Raw genomic sequence first — 16,764 nt, forward strand, 5'->3', positions numbered from 1 at the left:
GAGGACTAGATCATGACCGCGAAGACGACGCAGCAGAGCGTAGCGATGAAGAGGAGCAGCGCTCGATGACTATGACGGATCCAATCGCAGACTTCTTGACCCGTCTGCGCAACGCGAACTCCGCGTACCACGACGAAGTGAGCCTGCCGCACTCCAAGATCAAGGCCAACATCGCCCAGATCCTCAAGAACGAGGGCTACATCACCGACTTCCACACCGAGGATGCTCGGGTCGGCAAGTCGCTGGTTGTGCAGCTCAAGTACGGGCCCAGCCGCGAGCGCAGCATCGCGGGCTTGAAGCGGGTGTCCAAGCCGGGTTTGCGGGTGTACGCAAAATCAACCAACCTGCCGCGGGTGCTCGGCGGCCTTGGCGTCGCGATCATCTCGACGTCCTCGGGTCTGCTCACCGACCGTCAGGCAGCCAGACAGGGCGTGGGCGGCGAAGTCCTCGCATACGTTTGGTAAGGGGTTAGCAGATGTCGCGTATTGGTAAGCAACCGGTTCAGATCCCCGCTGGAGTCGACGTAACCATCGAAGGCCAGAACGTCTCGGTCAAGGGTCCCAAGGGCACCCTCGAGTTGACGGTGGCCGAGCCGATCACCGTGTCGCGCAACGACGATGGCGCCGTGGTGGTTTCGCGTCCGGACGACGAGCGGCACAACCGCTCGCTGCACGGGCTGTCGCGCACCCTGGTGGCCAACCTGGTCACCGGTGTGACGGAGGGCTACACGACCAAAATGGAGATCCACGGTGTCGGTTACCGTGTGCAACTCAAGGGCAGCAACCTGGAGTTCGCGCTCGGATACAGCCACCCGGTGGTAATCGAAGCCCCCGAAGGCATCACGTTCGCGGTGCAGGCGCCGACGAAGTTCACCGTCTCTGGGATTGACAAGCAGAAGGTCGGCCAAATCTCGGCGAACATCCGCCGTCTGCGTCGTCCCGACCCGTACAAGGGCAAGGGTGTGCGCTACGAGGGTGAGCAGATCCGCCGCAAGGTCGGAAAGACAGGTAAGTAGTCATGGCGCAAACACAGGCTGAATCAGCGCGAAAGCCAGTGGGGCAGAGCGTATCCGCAACCCGTCGGGTCTCGCGGCTGCGTCGGCACGCACGGCTGCGCAAGAAGGTCTCGGGCACCGCTGAACGTCCCCGTCTGGTGGTGAACAGGTCGTCGCGGCACATTCACGTGCAACTGGTGAATGACCTCAATGGCACCACCGTGGCGGCGGCTTCGTCGATCGAAGCCGACGTTCGCGGTCTGGATGGGGACAAGAAAGCCCGTAGCGTGCGGGTCGGACAGTTGATCGCCGAGCGGGCCAAGGCTGCCGGCATCGACTCCGTGGTCTTCGACCGCGGCGGCTACACCTACGGTGGACGGATCGCGGCATTGGCGGATGCCGCCCGCGAGAACGGATTGCAATTCTGATGAACGGAAGGTTCGCATAATGGCCGAACAACCGGCCGGGGGTCCGACAGATAGCCGTGGCCCGGACAGCCGTGACGGCCGCGACGGACGGGGTCGCCGCGATGGCGGTGGCCGTGGCGGACGCGACCGTGACCGCGACGGCGACAAGAGCAACTACCTGGAGCGGGTCGTCGCGATCAACCGTGTCTCCAAGGTGGTCAAGGGTGGTCGGCGGTTCAGCTTCACCGCGCTGGTCATCGTGGGTGACGGCAACGGCATGGTGGGCGTGGGTTATGGCAAGGCCAAGGAAGTTCCGGCCGCCATCGCCAAGGGTGTCGAGGAAGCGCGCAAGGGCTTCTTCCGGGTGCCGCTGATCGGCGGAACCATCACGCACCCGGTGCAGGGCGAAGCCGCTGCCGGCGTCGTGCTGCTGCGCCCGGCCAGCCCGGGTACCGGTGTGATCGCCGGTGGTGCGGCTCGTGCGGTGCTGGAATGCGCTGGCGTGCACGACATTCTGGCCAAGTCGCTGGGTAGCGACAACGCGATCAACGTGGTGCATGCCACCGTCGCAGCCCTGAAGATGCTGCAGCGTCCCGAGGAGGTGGCCGCCAGGCGCGGTCTGCCCATCGAGGATGTCGCTCCGGCGGGGATGCTGAAGGCGCGCCGCGAGAGCGAGGCGCTGGCCGCACAGAATTCCGGGGCAGCAAGAGAGGCTGCACAATAATGAGCCAACTGAAGATCACCCAGGTGCGCAGCACCATCGGAGCGCGCTGGAAGCAGCGGGAGAGCCTGCGCACGCTGGGCCTACGCAAGATTCGCCACTCGGTGATCCGCGACGACAACCCGCAGACGCGCGGGTTGATCACTGTGGTGAGCCACTTGGTTGAAGTCGAGGAGGTCAAGTGACCATCAAGCTTCACGACCTGAAACCCGCGCGGGGGTCCAAGACCGCGAAGACCCGCGTCGGTCGCGGTGAGGGTTCCAAAGGCAAGACCGCGGGCCGCGGCACCAAGGGTACGAAGGCGCGCAAGAACGTGCCGGCGACCTTCGAGGGCGGGCAGATGCCAATTCACATGCGGCTGCCCAAGCTCAAGGGTTTCCGCAACCGGTTCCGCACCGAGTACCAGGTCGTCAACGTCGGCGACATCAACCGGTTGTTCCCCGAGGGCGGCACCGTGGGTGTCGAGGAATTGGTGGCCAAGGGCGCAGTTCGCAAGAACTCGTTGGTCAAGGTCCTCGGTGACGGCAAGCTGGCCGTCAAGGTCGACCTGACCGCGCACAAGTTCAGCGGCAGCGCACGCGAGAAGATCACCGCGGCCGGCGGTTCGGCGACCGAACTGTAGCCTGCGCGAGAAGACGCAAAAGCACCCGCACGCCCGCCGTGTCGGGTGCTCTTGCGTTTCCGCGCAAGTTAACGCAACTGTGGAATCACTTCTGCGGCAAGGCGTTCCAGCTGTTCGCGGTCCTCTGCGACGTCGCGGCCGACGGGATTGAACAGCAGCATCTCGGCTCCGGCGTACATCACCTCACGAAGCCCGCGGGCTACGTCGTCGGGTGTGCCTGACACCGCCACCGACTCGATGCCCGCCATCTTGCCGTAGATGCGCCGCAGCCCGGCCTGCACGCGTTCGCGGGCCCGGTCGGCATCGTCGTCGATCATCAGATAGACGCGTTTGCCGATGGTGAAGCCCGCCGGGTCCTTTTGTTGTTCGGCCAATTCGCGGCGCACGATCTGCACCGCCTCGGCGAAGTCGGCCGTCGATGACGAGCCGGCGCCCAAAAAGGCGTCACCATGTCGCACCGCCCGGGCCAGCGCCTTTGGTGCCAAGCCGCCGAACCAGATCGGCGGATGCGGTCGTTGCACCGGCTTAGGCGCGATGGGCAGGTCGTCGACGTCACGGAAGCGGCCATGAAAAGACACCCGCGGTTGATCAGACCAGGCCGCCTTCATCAGTTGCAGCCCTTCGGTGAAGTAACTCAGATAGGAGTCCTTGTCGACGCCGAAGGCGGCGAACTTGCGGCGGCCGCCGCCGGGGGCGACACCGAGGTCGAGCCGACCGTGGCTGAGCCGGTCGACGGCGGTCACCGCCGAGGCGAGTTGCAGCGGATCATGTAGCGACGTCACCAGGACGGCGACCCCCAGGCGCAGCCGTTGCGTGCAAGCCGCCGCATAGGCCAGCAGCTCCAGCGGGGCCAACAGGGGCGCGTCGCCGATGATCTGCTCGAGTACCCACCCGCCGTCGAACCCGAGTTGCTCCACGCGAGTCAGATACGAGCGCAGCCCCGCGGCGTCGAAGCCGTCCGCATCGAGCTGCGGGATCGCGATGGAATACCTCACACGTCCACCGTACGGTTGCCTGGGCGAGAAAGCGGCGATCGGTAGGCTTCAGTACATGTTTGCGTTCCTGCCTTCGCTGCCTGGGGTCGACGATCTGCGCGCCCTGGTGAACCGGGTGGACACCGCCCGCCATCACGGCGTACCCAACGGCTGCGTGCTCGAGTTGGACCTACGCAGCACGCCGCCAGAGACATCGGGCTTCGACCCGTTGGCAATCATCACCGGCGGCGGCCGGCAGTTGTCGTTGCGCGACGCTGTCACGGCGATCCACCGCGGCGCCGAGGACCCGCGTGTCGTAGGACTGATCGCACAGGTGCAGTTGCCACCTTCGCCGATCGGGGCGGTACAGGAGTTGCGGGACGCCATCGCGGCGTTCAGTGCCGTCAAGCCGTCACTGGCCTGGGCGGAGACCTATCCGGGCACGCTGTCCTACTACCTGGCCTCAGCGTTCCGTGAGGTGTGGATGCAGCCTTCCGGCAGCGTCGGGCTGATCGGCTTCGCGAGCAATGCGATGTTCCTGCGCGATGCGCTGGACAAAGCGGGTATCGAAGCGCAATTCGTCGCCCGCGGCGAATACAAGTCGGCGGCAAACCTTTTCACTGAAGATGGCTTCACCGATGCCCACCGCGAGGCGGTCACTGCCATGCTGGGCAGCCTGCAGGACCAGGTGTGGCAGGCCGTCGCCGAGTCGCGCCACATCGAGACGGCCACGCTCGACGAACTGGCCGACCGCGCGCCGTTGCTGCGCGGCGACGCGGTCTCATCCGGTCTGGTCGATCGGATCGGCTACCGTGACGAGGCCTACGCCCGCATGGCGGAATGGGTTGACCCGCACGCCAATTCGGAGGACTTTGACGCGGACTTGAAGCCGCCGCGGATGTATCTCGCGCGCTACGCCGGCGCAGCCCGGTCACGCCTGGCGCCGCCGGTGCCGTCCATACCGGGCCGCCGGGCAAAGCCCATCATCGCCGTGGTCACGGTGGCGGGCGCTATCGTCAACGGTCGTGGCGGGCCGCAAGGGCTGCCGATCGGCCCCTCGAACGCCGGTGGCGACACCATCGCGGCGGCGCTGCGCGAGGTCGCGGCCGAGGAGGCGGTGTCGGCGATCGTGTTACGGGTGGATAGTCCCGGCGGTTCGGTGACGGCGTCGGAGACCATCTGGCGCGAGGTGAAGCGGGCTCGCGAACGCGGCAAACCCGTGGTGGCGTCGATGGGTTCGGTGGCCGCGTCCGGTGGCTACTACGTCTCGATGGGCGCCGACGCGATCGTCGCCAATCCCGGGACGATCACCGGCTCGATCGGCGTCATCACCGGCAAGCTGGTGGTTCGGGATCTCAAAGACCGCCTCGGCGTCGGCTCGGACACGGTGCGCACCAACGCCAATGCCGACGCCTGGTCGATCGACGCGCCATTCACCCCGGAGCAGCAGGCTCACCGGGAAGCCGAGGCCGACCTGTTCTACACCGATTTCGTGCAGCGGGTCGCCGACGGGCGCAATCTGACCACCGACGAAGTGGACGTCGTTGCGCGAGGCCGGGTTTGGACGGGGGCGGACGCGCTGGAGCGGGGACTGGTCGACGAGCTCGGCGGTTTTCGGACCGCGGTGCGCCGCGCCAAGGTGCTCGCCGGGCTGGATGCGGACACCGACGTTCGAGTCCTGAGCTATCCGGGCTCGTCACTGTTGGACATGCTGCGGCCGCGGGCGTCGTCGCAACCGGGCGCGGCTTCGCTGCCCGAGGCGGTGGGAGCGTTGCTTACCCGCTCGGTGGTGGGGATCATCGACCAGGTCCAGCAGACCGCCTCGGGCGCCAACGCGCTGTGGCTGGGGCAGGCTCGGTTTTAGCCGGTCAGCCCACCGCTGATGAAGATGATCTCGCCGAGCGGGTCGTCGTCTGCGAGATCGCGCACCTGCAAGCCGTTTTGTCGGAACAGTTCGGTGCGGGTGATCCCGTCGACGTTCCAGCCCTTGGCGCCCAGATAGTCGACGACGTGGTTGCGCTCACCGGAGTAGACCAGTGACGCCATGTCGATATCGACCCCGTGATCGCGAAAGCTGCCCGACATTTCACGTACCTTGTCGGCGTCGAAATCGATGATGCCGGGCACGAATTCGGTGGCCACGGTACTACCGGGCACGCTGAGTGCGGTGATGTTGTCGAACAACCGGTCCTGGGCTTCGGGCGGTAGGTAAATCAGCAGGCCTTCGGCCAGCCACGCCGTTGGCTGGGTGGTATCGAAGCCTGCCTCCCGCAGCGCTGCCGGCCAGTCGCCGCGCAGGTCGATCGCGACGGTGCGCCGCGTTGCGGTGGGCTCGGCGCCGATGCCTGCCAGCGCGGTCGTCTTGAATTCGATGACCTGAGGTTGGTCGATCTCGTAAACCACCGTGCCGTCCGGCCACGGTAAGCGGTAGGCGCGGGCGTCGAGCCCGGAGGCCAGGATCACCGCCTGCCGGACACCCGCGTCGGCGGCATTGGCGAAGTACTCGTCGAAGTACTTGGTGCGCACGCCCATTCCGTCGATCATTGCCTGCATGCGGTCCGGCGAGAAATTCTCGAAGGATTCGAGGTCGAGTTCGCCGTCCATCATCTTGGTGAATAACTCCACCCCAACCGCGCGGACCAGTGGCTCGGCGAACGGATCGGTGATTAACCCGTCCGGTGCTTTGGTCACCATGGCGCGCCCGGCCGCGACCATCGTCGCGGTGGCGCCGACGCTGGACGCCAGATCCCAGTTGTCGTCGTGAGCGCGTGGCATGGCTCTCCTATCAGTCCTATTAGGTCTTGGTCGGTGACGCATGTACAACGTCGCACTTACGTGGCATATTTCCAATTCGGAACTTTGATGACCAAAGCGGTTTCCGTACGGCCCGGTTAGCGGCAACCTTGAGGCCATGACAAAGCGAGTGCTGATCACGGGGGCTTCGTCGGGAGTCGGCGCGGCTCTGGCCCGAGCGTTGGCCGGCCAGGGCGCGGTGGTGGGCTTGATCGCCCGTCGCGAGCACAGGTTGGCCGACGTCCTCGCGGACTGCCGCACTACCTCACCGGAGTCGATGATGTGGGCGGCCGATCTCGCCGACGGCGTGGCAGCCAGCCGACTTGCATTGCAAGCCTGGCATGCGCTGGGCGGCATCGACGTCCTGGTCAACAACGCGGCCGTGCCCAAGCGGCGTGCGGTCGCCGCCCTCAAACCCGACGAGGTCGAGGGTGTCATGCGGGTCAACTTCATGGCCCCGATGCGGCTGACGCTGGCCTTGCTGCCACGCATGCTGGCGCGCCGTTCGGGCATCATCGTCAACGTGGCCAGCATGGCCGGACGGCTCGGTATCGCTGGCGAATCGGCCTACTGTGCAAGCAAATTCGCGTTGACTGGCTGGAGTGAGGCGATGGCGATCGACCTAGTCGGCAGCGGAGTATCGGTCAAACTGATCCAGCTCGGACCAGTCGACACCGAGATCTGGGATCAGCCCGACAACGACGAGCCCGTCTACCAAGGCCCGAAGGTGCCGCCCGAGGAGGTCGCCGCGGGCATCATCACGGCCATGGAAAGCGACCGCTTCGAGCACTACCTGCCAGATCTCAAGGCGGTGGTCGAGGCCAAGGACGCCGACCTCGACGCGTTCATTGTCGGTATGGCCGGCCAATGAAAGCACTTGTCTATGGTGTGCCGCCGGAGCCGTTCGAGGTTGCCGGGCACCGCGGAAAGCTGGTGCAGAACCTGGGCCGTACTCCCACCGCGTTGCGCGACGTATCGGATCCAGTGCTGCTGCATCAGGATTGGGTGATCACCCGGCCGCGACTCACCGGTATCTGCGGGTCGGACTCCAAGCAAATCTTGATGGATTTCGGCGAGGACGACGCTGACAACGCGATGGCCGCGTTCTGCTCCTTTCCGCAGGTGATGGGTCACGAGGTGGTGGCCGACGTCGTCGAACTCGGGCCGAAGGCTCGGGGACTAGAGGTAGGGCAACGCGTGGTGCTCAACCCGTGGTTGTCCTGCGGGCCGCGTGGCATCGTTCCGCAGTGTCCGGCCTGTGTAAGCGGCGACTACAGCCTGTGCTGGAGTTTCACCGACGGTGACATCAAGCCGGGCATCCATACCGGGGTGTCGGCCGACGTCACGGGTGGGTACGCCGAGTTGATGCCAGCGCATGACAGCATGCTGTTCCCGGTGCCGGATTCGGTGCCCGACGAGGTTGCGGTTTTCGCCGACCCGTTTTCGGTATCTCTGCACGCGATCACCCGCCATCCACCTCCTTCCTCCGGACAGGTGCTGGTCTACGGCGCCGGATCGCTGGGCTTGTGCGCGGTAGCCATCCTGCGGGCGTTGTACCCCGAGGTCTCGGTGGCCGTGGTGGCGCGGTTCGACGCCCAAGCGGAACTGGCCCGCGCGTTCGGTGCCGTCAAAGTGCTTGCGCACGAACCACGCTCGGACATCATCGAGGAACTGGCGGGTTGGGGCGGTGGTCGGTTGCGCCAGCCTCTGCTGGGACTGCCAATGGCTTATCCCGGTGCCGTCGACGTCGTCTACGACACCGTCGGCAAGCCCGAGACGTTCGAAGTGGGCGTGCGGGTGTTGACCGCGCGTGGGACGTTGGTGAAAGCCGGCGTGCATGCGCCGGGACGGTGGGAGTGGAGTCCGCTGTACTTCAAGGAAATCAACTGGGTCGGCTCCAACGCTTTTGGTATCGAGGAGGTCGACGGGGTGCGCCAGCATGCCATCGCGCACTACCTCGACCTGGTCTCGTCTAGCCGAATCAACCTGCGCCCCATGCTTACTCACATGTTTCGGCTTGATCGGTGGCGGGAGGCGTTTCTGGCGATCGCCGACCAGGCCGGCAGTGGGGCGGTGAAGGTGGCGATCGATCAGCGCTGATCAGCCACGGTAGCGCACATGCTAACATGCATGCATGCGCACAACGGTGGAGATTACCGATGAACAGCACCGTGCCTTGACCGCGATCGCGCACCGTCGCGGTGTTCGCGGCTTCTCATTGCTGGTGCAAGAGGCGCTGGACGGCTACCTGGCCAACCTGAACGTCGACGAAGTGCAACTGCTGCTTGGGCTCGAAGGCGTGCTCACCGATTGTGATGCGGACGAGATGCGTTCTCGCATCAATGATGTGAGATCTGCGTGGCGGGTCTCGTAGTCGTCGACACCGACCTGATCATCGACTTTCTCCGCGGCAAAGGGAGCGGCACCACCTTGGTGCGGGCGTTGCTGATAAATCACCAGTTACGCATCACCGCGATCACCGCATTCGAACTGCGTGTTGGCGCCGACTTCCTGGCGCGTCGGGACGACATTCTTCGACTGGTTCGGTCGCGGACATTCCCGCTCGACCCGAGCAGTGCGCTGCGCGCGGGCGAAGTTGCCGCGACTCTTCGAGCGGCGGGGCAGGACATCGGACTCGCCGACTGCCTGCAGGCCGGTGTCTGCCTCAACTTCGACCTGCCGCTGGCTACCCGCAACCGCAAGCATTTCGAGCGGGTCGAGGGTTTGCGCCTGCACGACTTAGCTGCGGGCTAGCGCGCACGACGCTCGCGCGGCGCGAGGGCGCGCAGAATGCCATCAGCCGCGGCGTGTCGGTGTACCGCTGTGCACGTTCGCCGACCGGCTACCGCGGGCGGATGGCCCGGTAGTAGGTCAGCTGCCCGACGATCCGCTGCCGGTGGGTGGCCAGTTCCGTGCATTCGAAGCCGGCGGCGCGGAGCAGCTGCGGGATTGCGTCGCCGATGTTGTCGCTGAAGTGGGGATTGCGCTTCATCAGTCGCGCCATCAGGCCATGCAGAGGTCCAGAGTGGGTGTGCGCGTCGCCGCTGATGTCGACGAGATGCAGTTGGCCCCCGGGGCGCAGCACCCGAAATATTTCGGCCGCCACGGCCGGTTTCGCGTCCGCCCCGACATGATGCAGCATCATCGACGACAAGACCCGGTCGAACTCGCCATCTGCGAAGGGCAAACGTTGGGCGTAGGCTTGTTCAAATCGGATTCCGGCCATCCCCAACGCCTTTCGGCGCGCCCGGGCCACTATCAGTGGGTCCGGGTCGGTGCCAATCGCTTCAATAGCGGGCCCCGATCGTTTGGCCCTGATGACGACGTTGCCGGTGCCGCAACCGATTTCCAGAACCCGCTGGCCGTCGGCGAGTTCGGCCTGCGCAATGAGCTTTTCATAAACGTTGCGCATTCCCATCAAGCGGGCGATCAGGTCGTAGGCGGGAAGAAACCGGTCGTGGGCAGTCGCTGGCAGGTAATCATGTGGATGATGTTTGGTCACAAAATCCATACTGCGCCCGTGTGAAGTCCAGTAATTGGGCGATCGTAGCCAAAAAAAGGACTATCTTTGGCACTATGGCCCCCGCTACTCGGCTCAGCAGACACGACCGCGGTGTGCCCGTGTACCGGTACCGGACCGACCCGGAGACCCCGCCGGTGTCGGTGGTCCGGCACGACGAACTGCCCGAACGCCGTCCGCACATCCACGATTTTCCGGCGCTCTGGTACGTGCCCGCCGCCGGCCTGGTGTACGTGGCTGCCCCCGGAAAAGTGCTCGATCTGGAACAGGTAGTGCCGGCGCCCAATGGCGTGACGGTGTTCTTCGATCCCGGCGCTCTTGGTGAGGATGCGCGGTCGCCGTGGCCGGCGTGGCAGTCGCACCCATTGTTGTTCCCGTTCCTGCACGGACAATCTGGCGGAGTGCTGCGCTTGGACGTGCCCGTAGCGCGACGATCGGTCTGGGACGACGCAATCGGCGCGATCGAAACGGAGTTGAGCCAGCGCCGAGAGGGCTATCGACAGGCAGTGCTGGCGCATCTGACCCTGCTGCTGATCGAGCTGGCGCGGCTGGCCCGCGACGTGGTGGCCGACTTGCAGCGCAGCGGCGAACCGCTGCTGGCCGAGGTGTTCGGGATCATTGATCGTCGCCACGGTGAGCCCCTGTCGCTCCGCGATGTGGCCGACGAGGTCGGTATGACGCCGGGACATTTGACCACGGTGGTGCGTCGCCGCACCGGAAAAACAGTCCAGGACTGGATCATTGAACGTCGGATGACCGAAGCCCGGGATCTGCTTTCCGAGTCGGACCTGTCCGTGGGCGAGGTCGCGCGCCGGGTCGGCATATCCGATCCCGGTTATTTCAGCCGGTTGTTCGGTCGCGTGCACGGTCGTACGCCGCGGCAGTGGCGTGCGACGCGTAGCCAGTCGTAAGCATTGACAGGACGACTCGAACATTGTTCTAATTAGAACAGTGTTCGAAATGGGGTTCGAAGCGGGGTGACGTGGCCACACCGGTATTGCGATACGGCTCGCTCGATCGTGAGCACCTGACCAAGCACCTTTGGGAATTGGCCAAACGGGTCGGTGTGGACAAGGTGACGATGCGCGAGTTAGCTGCGGTCGCCGGTACCAGACCCTCTTCGGTGTACTACCACGTGCGAAACAAATCCGAACTGCTCGATCTGCTGATCGAGGCGGTGCTCGCTCAAATCGAGGTCCCGCAATCCGGCGACTGGGAATCCCGGTTGGTCTTGCTCTATACCAACGCCTGGAAAGTACTCCTCGAGGTGCCCGGCATCGCGGGACTGCTGCTGGCACATCCACACACCGCCGCGGCCACCGAGATGGACCGTGCTTCCCGTGCAATTCTGCGCGAAACAAGCTTACCGGCAGCATATTTCGAGGCCGCCCATGCCGCGCTCTACATCCACCTGTTGGGCTCGGTGCAGCTCGCGCACCTCAGTGGCATCGGCGACGAGCCGTTCAGCTACGGATTGCGGCTGATACTTCACGGACTGCGCAAGGAATCGGATGGCTGAAACGACGATCGACCTCGCCCATCCGGCAATCTGGGCTGCCGAGTTCCCCGACGAGCTGTTCGCCCAATTGCGCGCCGGCACGCCCGTGTTCCACCAGGAACTCACCGACGACGTCAAAACCGCTGTGGGACGCGAGTTCTGGGTATGCACCAGGCACGCCGACGTCGCCCGTGTGCATCGTGACCACGAATCGTTCACCGCGACCCGCGGTCCGCTGATTCAGGACGTCCCCCTGTTCGACGCATACCCGGCCATCGTCAGCCTGGACCCGCCGGATCACACCGTCCGTCGCAGGGTCATCACGCGTGCCTTTACTCCGCGCGCGGTGGCCACGCTGGAAGACGGAATTCGCGCCAGGGCGCGATCCATGGCCGGCGCCCTGCTGGCCGACGGCGGGGGTGACTTCGTTGACTTGGCTGCGGGACTGCCGATCTCGGTGATCGGCGACATCGTAGGGATTCCGGAACGGGACCGGCCGCGGGTCTTCGGCCTGATCGACAAGGTCCTCAAGACCGCCGGCGCGCAACTGTCCGTCCCCGACGGTGACGACGTCATACCATTCGTCGAGTTGTTCCAATACGCCAGCGAACTCACCGCAGACAAACGTGCCCATCCCGTCGACGACATCTGGAGTGCCCTGTGCACCGCCGAGATCACCGCGGAGTCGGGAAAAAGCTTCCTACTGCCGGCCAACGAGTTGGAGATATTCTTCTTCATCCTCGGCCTGGCGGGAGCCGATACCACCCGGAATGCGTTGTGCGACGGCATCAGGGCGTTCGTCGCCAACCCTGACCAGATTGCCAGCTACCGGTCCGACCCTGCGGCGCGGCGCACTGCGGTCGAGGAGGTGATCCGCTATTCCACCCCAATCATGTTCTGGGTCCGCGGGGCCACCAGAGATGTGCTGCTCGGCGACACCCTGATCCCGGAAGGGGCTCGCGTGGTGACGATGCTGCGCTCGGCCAACCGCGACGAAGACGTCTTCACCGACCCCTATCGCTTCGACATCCGCCGCGACCCCAACCCACATCAGTCCTTTGGCGGCGGGGGCGCCCACCATTGTCTCGGCGCGATGCTGGCCCGCGCCGAGGTGCGGGCCGCACTGGATGAAATCCTGTTGAACGCCAAAAACATTGAAGTCGGCGAACCGCGCATGCAACTACCCAACCTGGCCAACAATATGACCGTCTACGAATCGCTGCCGGTGACCCTTGGCTGAAGCCGGTCGATGTCCAGCCATTCCTCGACGTCGAATCCGTCCTCGACGGCGCGCAGCGTCGCGCCGCCACGGCCCGGGTAATGCGCCGGCACCACGACGGCACGGGCGGCGGCGGCCTCGGTGAATATCCGGTGGCGGGTTGCCGCGGCGGCACCGGCGTCGATGTCGAACGCGCAGGCGTCGGCCGGGCGGCGCACCTGCAGCGGACTGTGTGTCAGATCGCCGACGAACACCGCGGGCTGACCCGCATCCAGCCACAACACCGACGAGCCCGGTGTGTGGCCGGGTGCCGGCCGCAGCCGTAGCGACGGGCTGATCTCGTAGTCATCCCACCATTGGACGATCTGCGCGGCGACGGGCAAGACGCTGTCTTCGAACACCAACCGGTTACCGCGTTGCGCGACTTCTTCTGCCTCGGTCCGCGGTGATCGTTGCGCCGCCGGTCCGTCGGGATGGAAGTGACGGTAGTCGGGCCCGGGCACCAAGTAGCGGGCGTTGGGAAATGTCGCAACCCAGGAGTCGTTGTCCCCCATGGTGTTCCACCCGACGTGATCGGAGTGAACGTGGGTGTTGACGACCACGTCCACGTCCTCGCGGTCGATGCCCGCGGATTGCAGTGCGGCCAGGTAATCGGTGTTCAAGTGGTCCAGTGGCGGCAGCTGCGGGCGGGCGCGGTCATTGCCGACGCCGGTGTCCACGACGACGGTCAACCCGTCAACCTCTATTACCCAGCTCTGAATCGCGACGTGCCACTGTTCGGTTGCCGGGTCGAAGAAGTCCGGCACCAGCAGGTCGGCATTGTCGCGCCAGCCCGACGGCGGCGTGTGGGCGAAGGCGCGGGTGGGCAGGTCGAATTGCAGCTCCACCACCCGCGAGACGGCTGCTCGACCAAGCCACGTCTTTTCACCGCGACTGTGCATCACGCGACGCTTGACCCGCGTGTCGCGTCGCACAAATCACACTCGGCGAGAACAAGCATCAGCGCGAACGCAGGTAGCTGTACACCCCGGCGAAGTTACGGTTCACCTCTTCGGGTACCGGCACCGGCCCGCCCAAAGCCCGTGCACCCCAGGCGATCTGGGCGGTCCGCTCGACCAGAGCCGTGATATGCAGCACCTTGTCCGGGCGTGGTCCGACGGCGACCAGGCCGTGATTGGCGACCAACGCCGCGCCGCGGCCTTCCAGCGCCTTGACCGCGTTGGTGCCGACGTCGGGCGAGCCGGAGGCGGCGTACTCGGCACAGCGCACGTCCCCGCCGCAGTACACCGCGAACTCGTCGATGCAGGCCGGGATCGGCTGGTGCGCCACCGCAAACATGGTGGCCCACACCGGATGGCTGTGGATCACGCTGCCGATGTCGTCGAATGCCTGATAGCACGCCAGGTGCAGCGCCATCTCGGTCGACGGCATTCGGCCGTCTTTGGCTTGCAGTACAGCGCCTTCCGGGTCGACCAGCACCAGGTCGCCGAGTTCCATCTTCGCGTAGTCCACCGATGACGGCGTTATCACCAGGTTCCCGTCGGAACGCCGCGCCGAGATGTTGCCCGCGGTGCCCTCTACCAGTCCGCGGCGCAGCATGTCCTTGGCCGCCGCCAGGACTGCAACTTCCGGGTCGTCGACGAACTTCATGAGCCCAGCACCTCCGGGTTGACGATATGGGCGGGTTTACCGCCGGACAGCAGGGCCGCCAAATCGTCGGCCACCAACTGTGCTTGCCGCACCTCAGTGTTCCACGTCGCGCCGCCGATGTGTGGGGTCAGAACCACGTTCCCCATCGCGGTCAGCGGGTGATCGGTGGGCAGCCATTCGCCGGCGAAGTGATCCAGACCGGCGGCTGACACCTTGCCGCTGCGCAGCGCCTCGACCAACGCGTCGGTGTCGTGCAATTGCGCCCGGGCGGTGTTGAGGAAAACGACACCATCACGCATGGCCGCGAATTGCCCGGCACCGATCATCCCGACGGTGTCCTTGGTGACGGGAGCGTGCAGGGACACCACGTCGGCTTCGGCCAGCAATTCGTCGAGGCTGTGCGTCGCGTCGTCGGCGTAGGGGTCGTGCGCGATCACCCTCAGACCCAGCCCGGACAACCGCCACGCGGTGGCCCGGCCGACAGCGCCCAGTCCCACCAAGCCGGCCGTCAGCCCGGCGATCTCCCAGCCGCGGAACCGCTGATACGGGATGCTGCCTTCGCGAAACATGTTGCCGCTACGCACATCCGAATCGGCTGTCAGTAGCTGCCGGGTTGCCGCGAGCAGCAGGGCAACCGTCATCTCCGCGACCGCGTCGGCATTGCGGGCCGGTGTGTATAACACCGGGACACCGGCCGCGGTGGCCCCGGCAACGTCGACGTTGTTCGGGTCCCCGCGGGTGGCGGCGACGGCTCGCAAGCCGAGATCAAATACCGGGCCTTTGATCGAATCACTCTCCACCACAACGATTTGCGCTCTTTCGGTGGTAATCCGCTCGGCGAGCTGGTCGGCGCTGTAGATGCGCAGTGGGGTCTGCTCGATCCAGGGGTCATACACCACGTCGGCCAGTTGCCGGAGTTTGGCGAATCCTGGCCCGCGCAGCGGAGCCGTCACCAGGGCGCGCGGTCGAGATGTCACGTCTGCCAATGCTGGCGTACCGTGGCGCCCGTGTCACGCAAAGACGTCACAATCGGCATTGACGTCGGCACGACGGCGGCCAAAGCGGTGGCGGTCGACGAGGACGGCCACGTCCAAGCTCGGGTGCGAATTCCCCATCAGCTGCGGGTGCCGGCCCCGGACCGGTTGGAACACAACGCCGAAGAGGCGTGGCGCGAGGGTCCGGTGGTAGCTCTGGAGCGGCTGAAGAGGCCGGACGCTAAGGCGGTGGCCGTCTCCTCGATGGTGCCGTCGATGACGGCGGTGGATTCTGACGGCCGGCCCGTCACCCCGGGTCTGCTGTACGGCGACAGCAGGGGGCGCGTGCCCGACGCCGACCAGCAACCCGTCCCTGCCGTGGGGGAGGCCGCGGAGTTCCTGCGCTGGACGGCCGCCCAGGCGCCCGACGCCGCCGGGTATTGGCCGGCGCCCGCCGTCGCCAACCACGCGCTGGCCGGGGAGCCGGTGGTCGACTTCGCGACCGCGATTACCACGCTGCCGTTGTTCGACGGCAACGGCTGGAATCCGGAGGCGCTCGGGGAGCGTGGCGCCACCGTGGCGCAGATGCCGCGGGTAGAGACGTTCGGTGCTGCGGTAGGGCAGGTGCGCGCGACTAAGTCCGTGTTGGCGACGGGCGCTATTGACGCGCTGTGTGAGCAGATCGTGGCAGGCGCGGACCAGGACGGCGACGTGTTGGTGTTGTGTGGCACCACCCTGATTGTCTGGACCACCATCGCCGACCCTCGACAGGTGCCCGGGTTGTGGACCATTCCGCACACGGCGCCCGGCAAGAGCCAGATCGGCGGGGCCAGCAATGCCGGCGGCTTATTCCTCGGCTGGGTGGATCGCCTGGTGGCACAGGCTGATCCGATGACGGCCGATCCACGCCGAGTGCCGGTGTGGTTGCCCTACGTTCGCGGCGAACGCACACCGTTCCACGATGCCGGTCGCCGCGCGTCCCTGCAGGGTGTGGATCTCACTCACGACGCCGCGTCGGTGCGGAGGGCGGCCTACGAGGCCTCGGGCTTCGTCGTGCGGCATCTGCTCGAACTCAGCGGAGCGCCGGTGCGTCGCATCATCGCGTCCGGCGGTGGGACTCGGGTGCAGCCGTGGATGCAAGCGATTGCCGACGCGACCGGCCGCCCGGTCGAGGTTTCAGCGGTGGCCGAAGGTGCGGCGTTGGGGGCGGCCTTCCTGGCCCGGATGGCGGTCGGACTGGAAACGGTGATCACCGATGCGGCGCGATGGGCCGCCGTCGAGCGCGTCGTCGAACCCCATCCCGACTGGTTGGGTCCGACCAAGGATCGGTACCGCCGGTTCCTGGAACTCAGCGGCTCCCGATTGGTCTAGCGCTTATCTGGTTCTAGTCTT

The 16,764-nt window shown here is 65.8% G+C and carries 21 protein-coding genes; 15 read left to right on the forward strand and 6 right to left on the reverse strand.

What is annotated here, in order from left to right; translation table 11 throughout:
- Positions 1-65: 65 nt before the first annotated feature.
- From rpsH to rplO, 6 genes are read left to right on the forward strand one after another with little or no spacing between them, the layout of a single operon-like run.
- Positions 66-464, forward strand: a complete 399-nt coding sequence (gene rpsH / locus A5634_RS16130; protein ID WP_065145036.1) for a 30S ribosomal protein S8 — start codon at positions 66-68, stop codon at positions 462-464.
- Positions 465-475: 11 nt separating this feature from the next.
- Complete coding sequence (gene rplF / locus A5634_RS16135; protein ID WP_065145037.1) at positions 476-1,015, forward strand: 50S ribosomal protein L6; 540 nt, start codon at positions 476-478, stop codon at positions 1,013-1,015.
- 38 nt (positions 1,016-1,053) lie between these two features.
- Complete coding sequence (rplR, locus tag A5634_RS16140) at positions 1,054-1,422, forward strand: 50S ribosomal protein L18 (protein ID WP_155769573.1); 369 nt, start codon at positions 1,054-1,056, stop codon at positions 1,420-1,422.
- A gap of 19 nt (positions 1,423-1,441) precedes the next feature.
- A complete protein-coding gene (rpsE, locus tag A5634_RS16145) occupies positions 1,442-2,125 on the forward strand; it encodes a 30S ribosomal protein S5 (protein ID WP_065145039.1) in 684 nt (227 codons plus the stop codon).
- A complete protein-coding gene (gene rpmD, locus A5634_RS16150) occupies positions 2,125-2,307 on the forward strand; it encodes a 50S ribosomal protein L30 (RefSeq protein ID WP_065145040.1) in 183 nt (60 codons plus the stop codon). Before rpsE ends, rpmD begins: the two co-directional genes overlap by 1 nt.
- The gene (gene rplO, locus A5634_RS16155; RefSeq protein ID WP_065145041.1) at positions 2,304-2,744 is read left to right on the forward strand and encodes a 50S ribosomal protein L15; all 441 of its coding nucleotides are present in this window, start codon (positions 2,304-2,306) and stop codon (positions 2,742-2,744) included. Before rpmD ends, rplO begins: the two co-directional genes overlap by 4 nt.
- Before the next feature lie 68 nt (positions 2,745-2,812).
- Here the strand turns inward: rplO and A5634_RS16160 are convergent, their stop codons facing one another.
- Complete coding sequence (locus A5634_RS16160; RefSeq protein ID WP_065145042.1) at positions 2,813-3,739, reverse strand: LLM class flavin-dependent oxidoreductase; 927 nt, start codon at positions 3,737-3,739, stop codon at positions 2,813-2,815.
- Between the two features lie 55 nt (positions 3,740-3,794).
- Between A5634_RS16160 and sppA the strand changes: the two genes are divergently transcribed.
- Positions 3,795-5,582, forward strand: coding sequence for a signal peptide peptidase SppA (gene sppA / locus A5634_RS16165; protein WP_065145043.1), 1,788 nt, complete (start codon positions 3,795-3,797; stop codon positions 5,580-5,582).
- Here the strand turns inward: sppA and A5634_RS16170 are convergent.
- On the reverse strand, positions 5,579-6,493 hold the full coding sequence (locus tag A5634_RS16170; RefSeq protein ID WP_065145044.1) for a class I SAM-dependent methyltransferase: 915 nt from the start codon (positions 6,491-6,493) through the stop codon (positions 5,579-5,581). The genes sppA and A5634_RS16170 overlap by 4 nt on opposite strands.
- A gap of 136 nt (positions 6,494-6,629) precedes the next feature.
- On the opposite strand from A5634_RS16170, the gene A5634_RS16175 reads away from it, so the two are divergent.
- The 4 genes from A5634_RS16175 to A5634_RS16190 are packed head-to-tail and all read left to right on the forward strand — an operon-like array spanning position 6,630 to position 9,265.
- Complete coding sequence (locus A5634_RS16175) at positions 6,630-7,382, forward strand: SDR family NAD(P)-dependent oxidoreductase (protein WP_065145045.1); 753 nt, start codon at positions 6,630-6,632, stop codon at positions 7,380-7,382.
- Positions 7,379-8,611 (forward strand): zinc-dependent alcohol dehydrogenase, encoded by a 1,233-nt coding sequence (locus A5634_RS16180; RefSeq protein ID WP_065145046.1) that lies wholly within the window; start codon positions 7,379-7,381, stop codon positions 8,609-8,611. Before A5634_RS16175 ends, A5634_RS16180 begins: the two co-directional genes overlap by 4 nt.
- 34 nt (positions 8,612-8,645) lie before the next feature.
- Complete coding sequence (locus A5634_RS16185; RefSeq protein WP_065145047.1) at positions 8,646-8,885, forward strand: hypothetical protein; 240 nt, start codon at positions 8,646-8,648, stop codon at positions 8,883-8,885.
- Positions 8,870-9,265 (forward strand): type II toxin-antitoxin system VapC family toxin, encoded by a 396-nt coding sequence (locus A5634_RS16190; protein ID WP_065145048.1) that lies wholly within the window; start codon positions 8,870-8,872, stop codon positions 9,263-9,265. The genes A5634_RS16185 and A5634_RS16190 overlap by 16 nt, the downstream gene beginning before the upstream one ends.
- An 88-nt stretch (positions 9,266-9,353) precedes the next feature.
- Here A5634_RS16190 and A5634_RS16195 read toward each other — a convergent pair whose 3' ends face one another.
- The gene (locus A5634_RS16195; RefSeq protein WP_437339981.1) at positions 9,354-10,013 is read right to left on the reverse strand and encodes a class I SAM-dependent methyltransferase; all 660 of its coding nucleotides are present in this window, start codon (positions 10,011-10,013) and stop codon (positions 9,354-9,356) included.
- Between the two features lie 74 nt (positions 10,014-10,087).
- Here A5634_RS16195 and A5634_RS16200 point away from each other — a divergent pair, with 74 nt between their 5' ends.
- The 3 genes from A5634_RS16200 (at position 10,088) to A5634_RS16210 (ending at position 12,769) form a co-directional block, all read left to right on the forward strand.
- The gene (locus A5634_RS16200) at positions 10,088-10,942 is read left to right on the forward strand and encodes a helix-turn-helix transcriptional regulator (RefSeq protein ID WP_065145050.1); all 855 of its coding nucleotides are present in this window, start codon (positions 10,088-10,090) and stop codon (positions 10,940-10,942) included.
- A 71-nt stretch (positions 10,943-11,013) separates the two neighbouring features.
- Entirely contained in the window at positions 11,014-11,550 is a 537-nt protein-coding gene (locus A5634_RS16205) for a TetR/AcrR family transcriptional regulator (RefSeq protein ID WP_065145051.1), read from the forward strand.
- The gene (locus A5634_RS16210) at positions 11,543-12,769 is read left to right on the forward strand and encodes a cytochrome P450 (RefSeq protein WP_065145052.1); all 1,227 of its coding nucleotides are present in this window, start codon (positions 11,543-11,545) and stop codon (positions 12,767-12,769) included. The genes A5634_RS16205 and A5634_RS16210 overlap by 8 nt, the downstream gene beginning before the upstream one ends.
- On the opposite strand, the gene A5634_RS16215 is transcribed toward A5634_RS16210, so the two are convergent.
- Genes A5634_RS16215 through A5634_RS16225 form a run of 3 tightly spaced genes read right to left on the reverse strand, consistent with a single transcriptional unit; the run spans position 12,739 to position 15,375 of the window.
- Positions 12,739-13,689, reverse strand: coding sequence for an MBL fold metallo-hydrolase (locus A5634_RS16215; protein ID WP_065145066.1), 951 nt, complete (start codon positions 13,687-13,689; stop codon positions 12,739-12,741). The two genes, A5634_RS16210 and A5634_RS16215, sit on opposite strands and share 31 nt — an antisense overlap.
- A gap of 58 nt (positions 13,690-13,747) precedes the next feature.
- The gene (locus A5634_RS16220; protein ID WP_065145053.1) at positions 13,748-14,398 is read right to left on the reverse strand and encodes an L-fuculose-phosphate aldolase; all 651 of its coding nucleotides are present in this window, start codon (positions 14,396-14,398) and stop codon (positions 13,748-13,750) included.
- Positions 14,395-15,375 (reverse strand): NAD(P)-dependent oxidoreductase, encoded by a 981-nt coding sequence (locus A5634_RS16225; RefSeq protein ID WP_065145054.1) that lies wholly within the window; start codon positions 15,373-15,375, stop codon positions 14,395-14,397. Before A5634_RS16225 ends, A5634_RS16220 begins: the two co-directional genes overlap by 4 nt.
- Before the next feature lie 30 nt (positions 15,376-15,405).
- Here A5634_RS16225 and A5634_RS16230 point away from each other — a divergent pair, with 30 nt between their 5' ends.
- On the forward strand, positions 15,406-16,743 hold the full coding sequence (locus tag A5634_RS16230; protein WP_065145067.1) for a xylulokinase: 1,338 nt from the start codon (positions 15,406-15,408) through the stop codon (positions 16,741-16,743).
- Positions 16,744-16,764 lie beyond the last annotated feature (21 nt).

The sequence above is a fragment of the Mycobacterium asiaticum genome, from assembly GCF_001673365.1.
Classification (GTDB): domain Bacteria; phylum Actinomycetota; class Actinomycetes; order Mycobacteriales; family Mycobacteriaceae; genus Mycobacterium; species Mycobacterium asiaticum_A.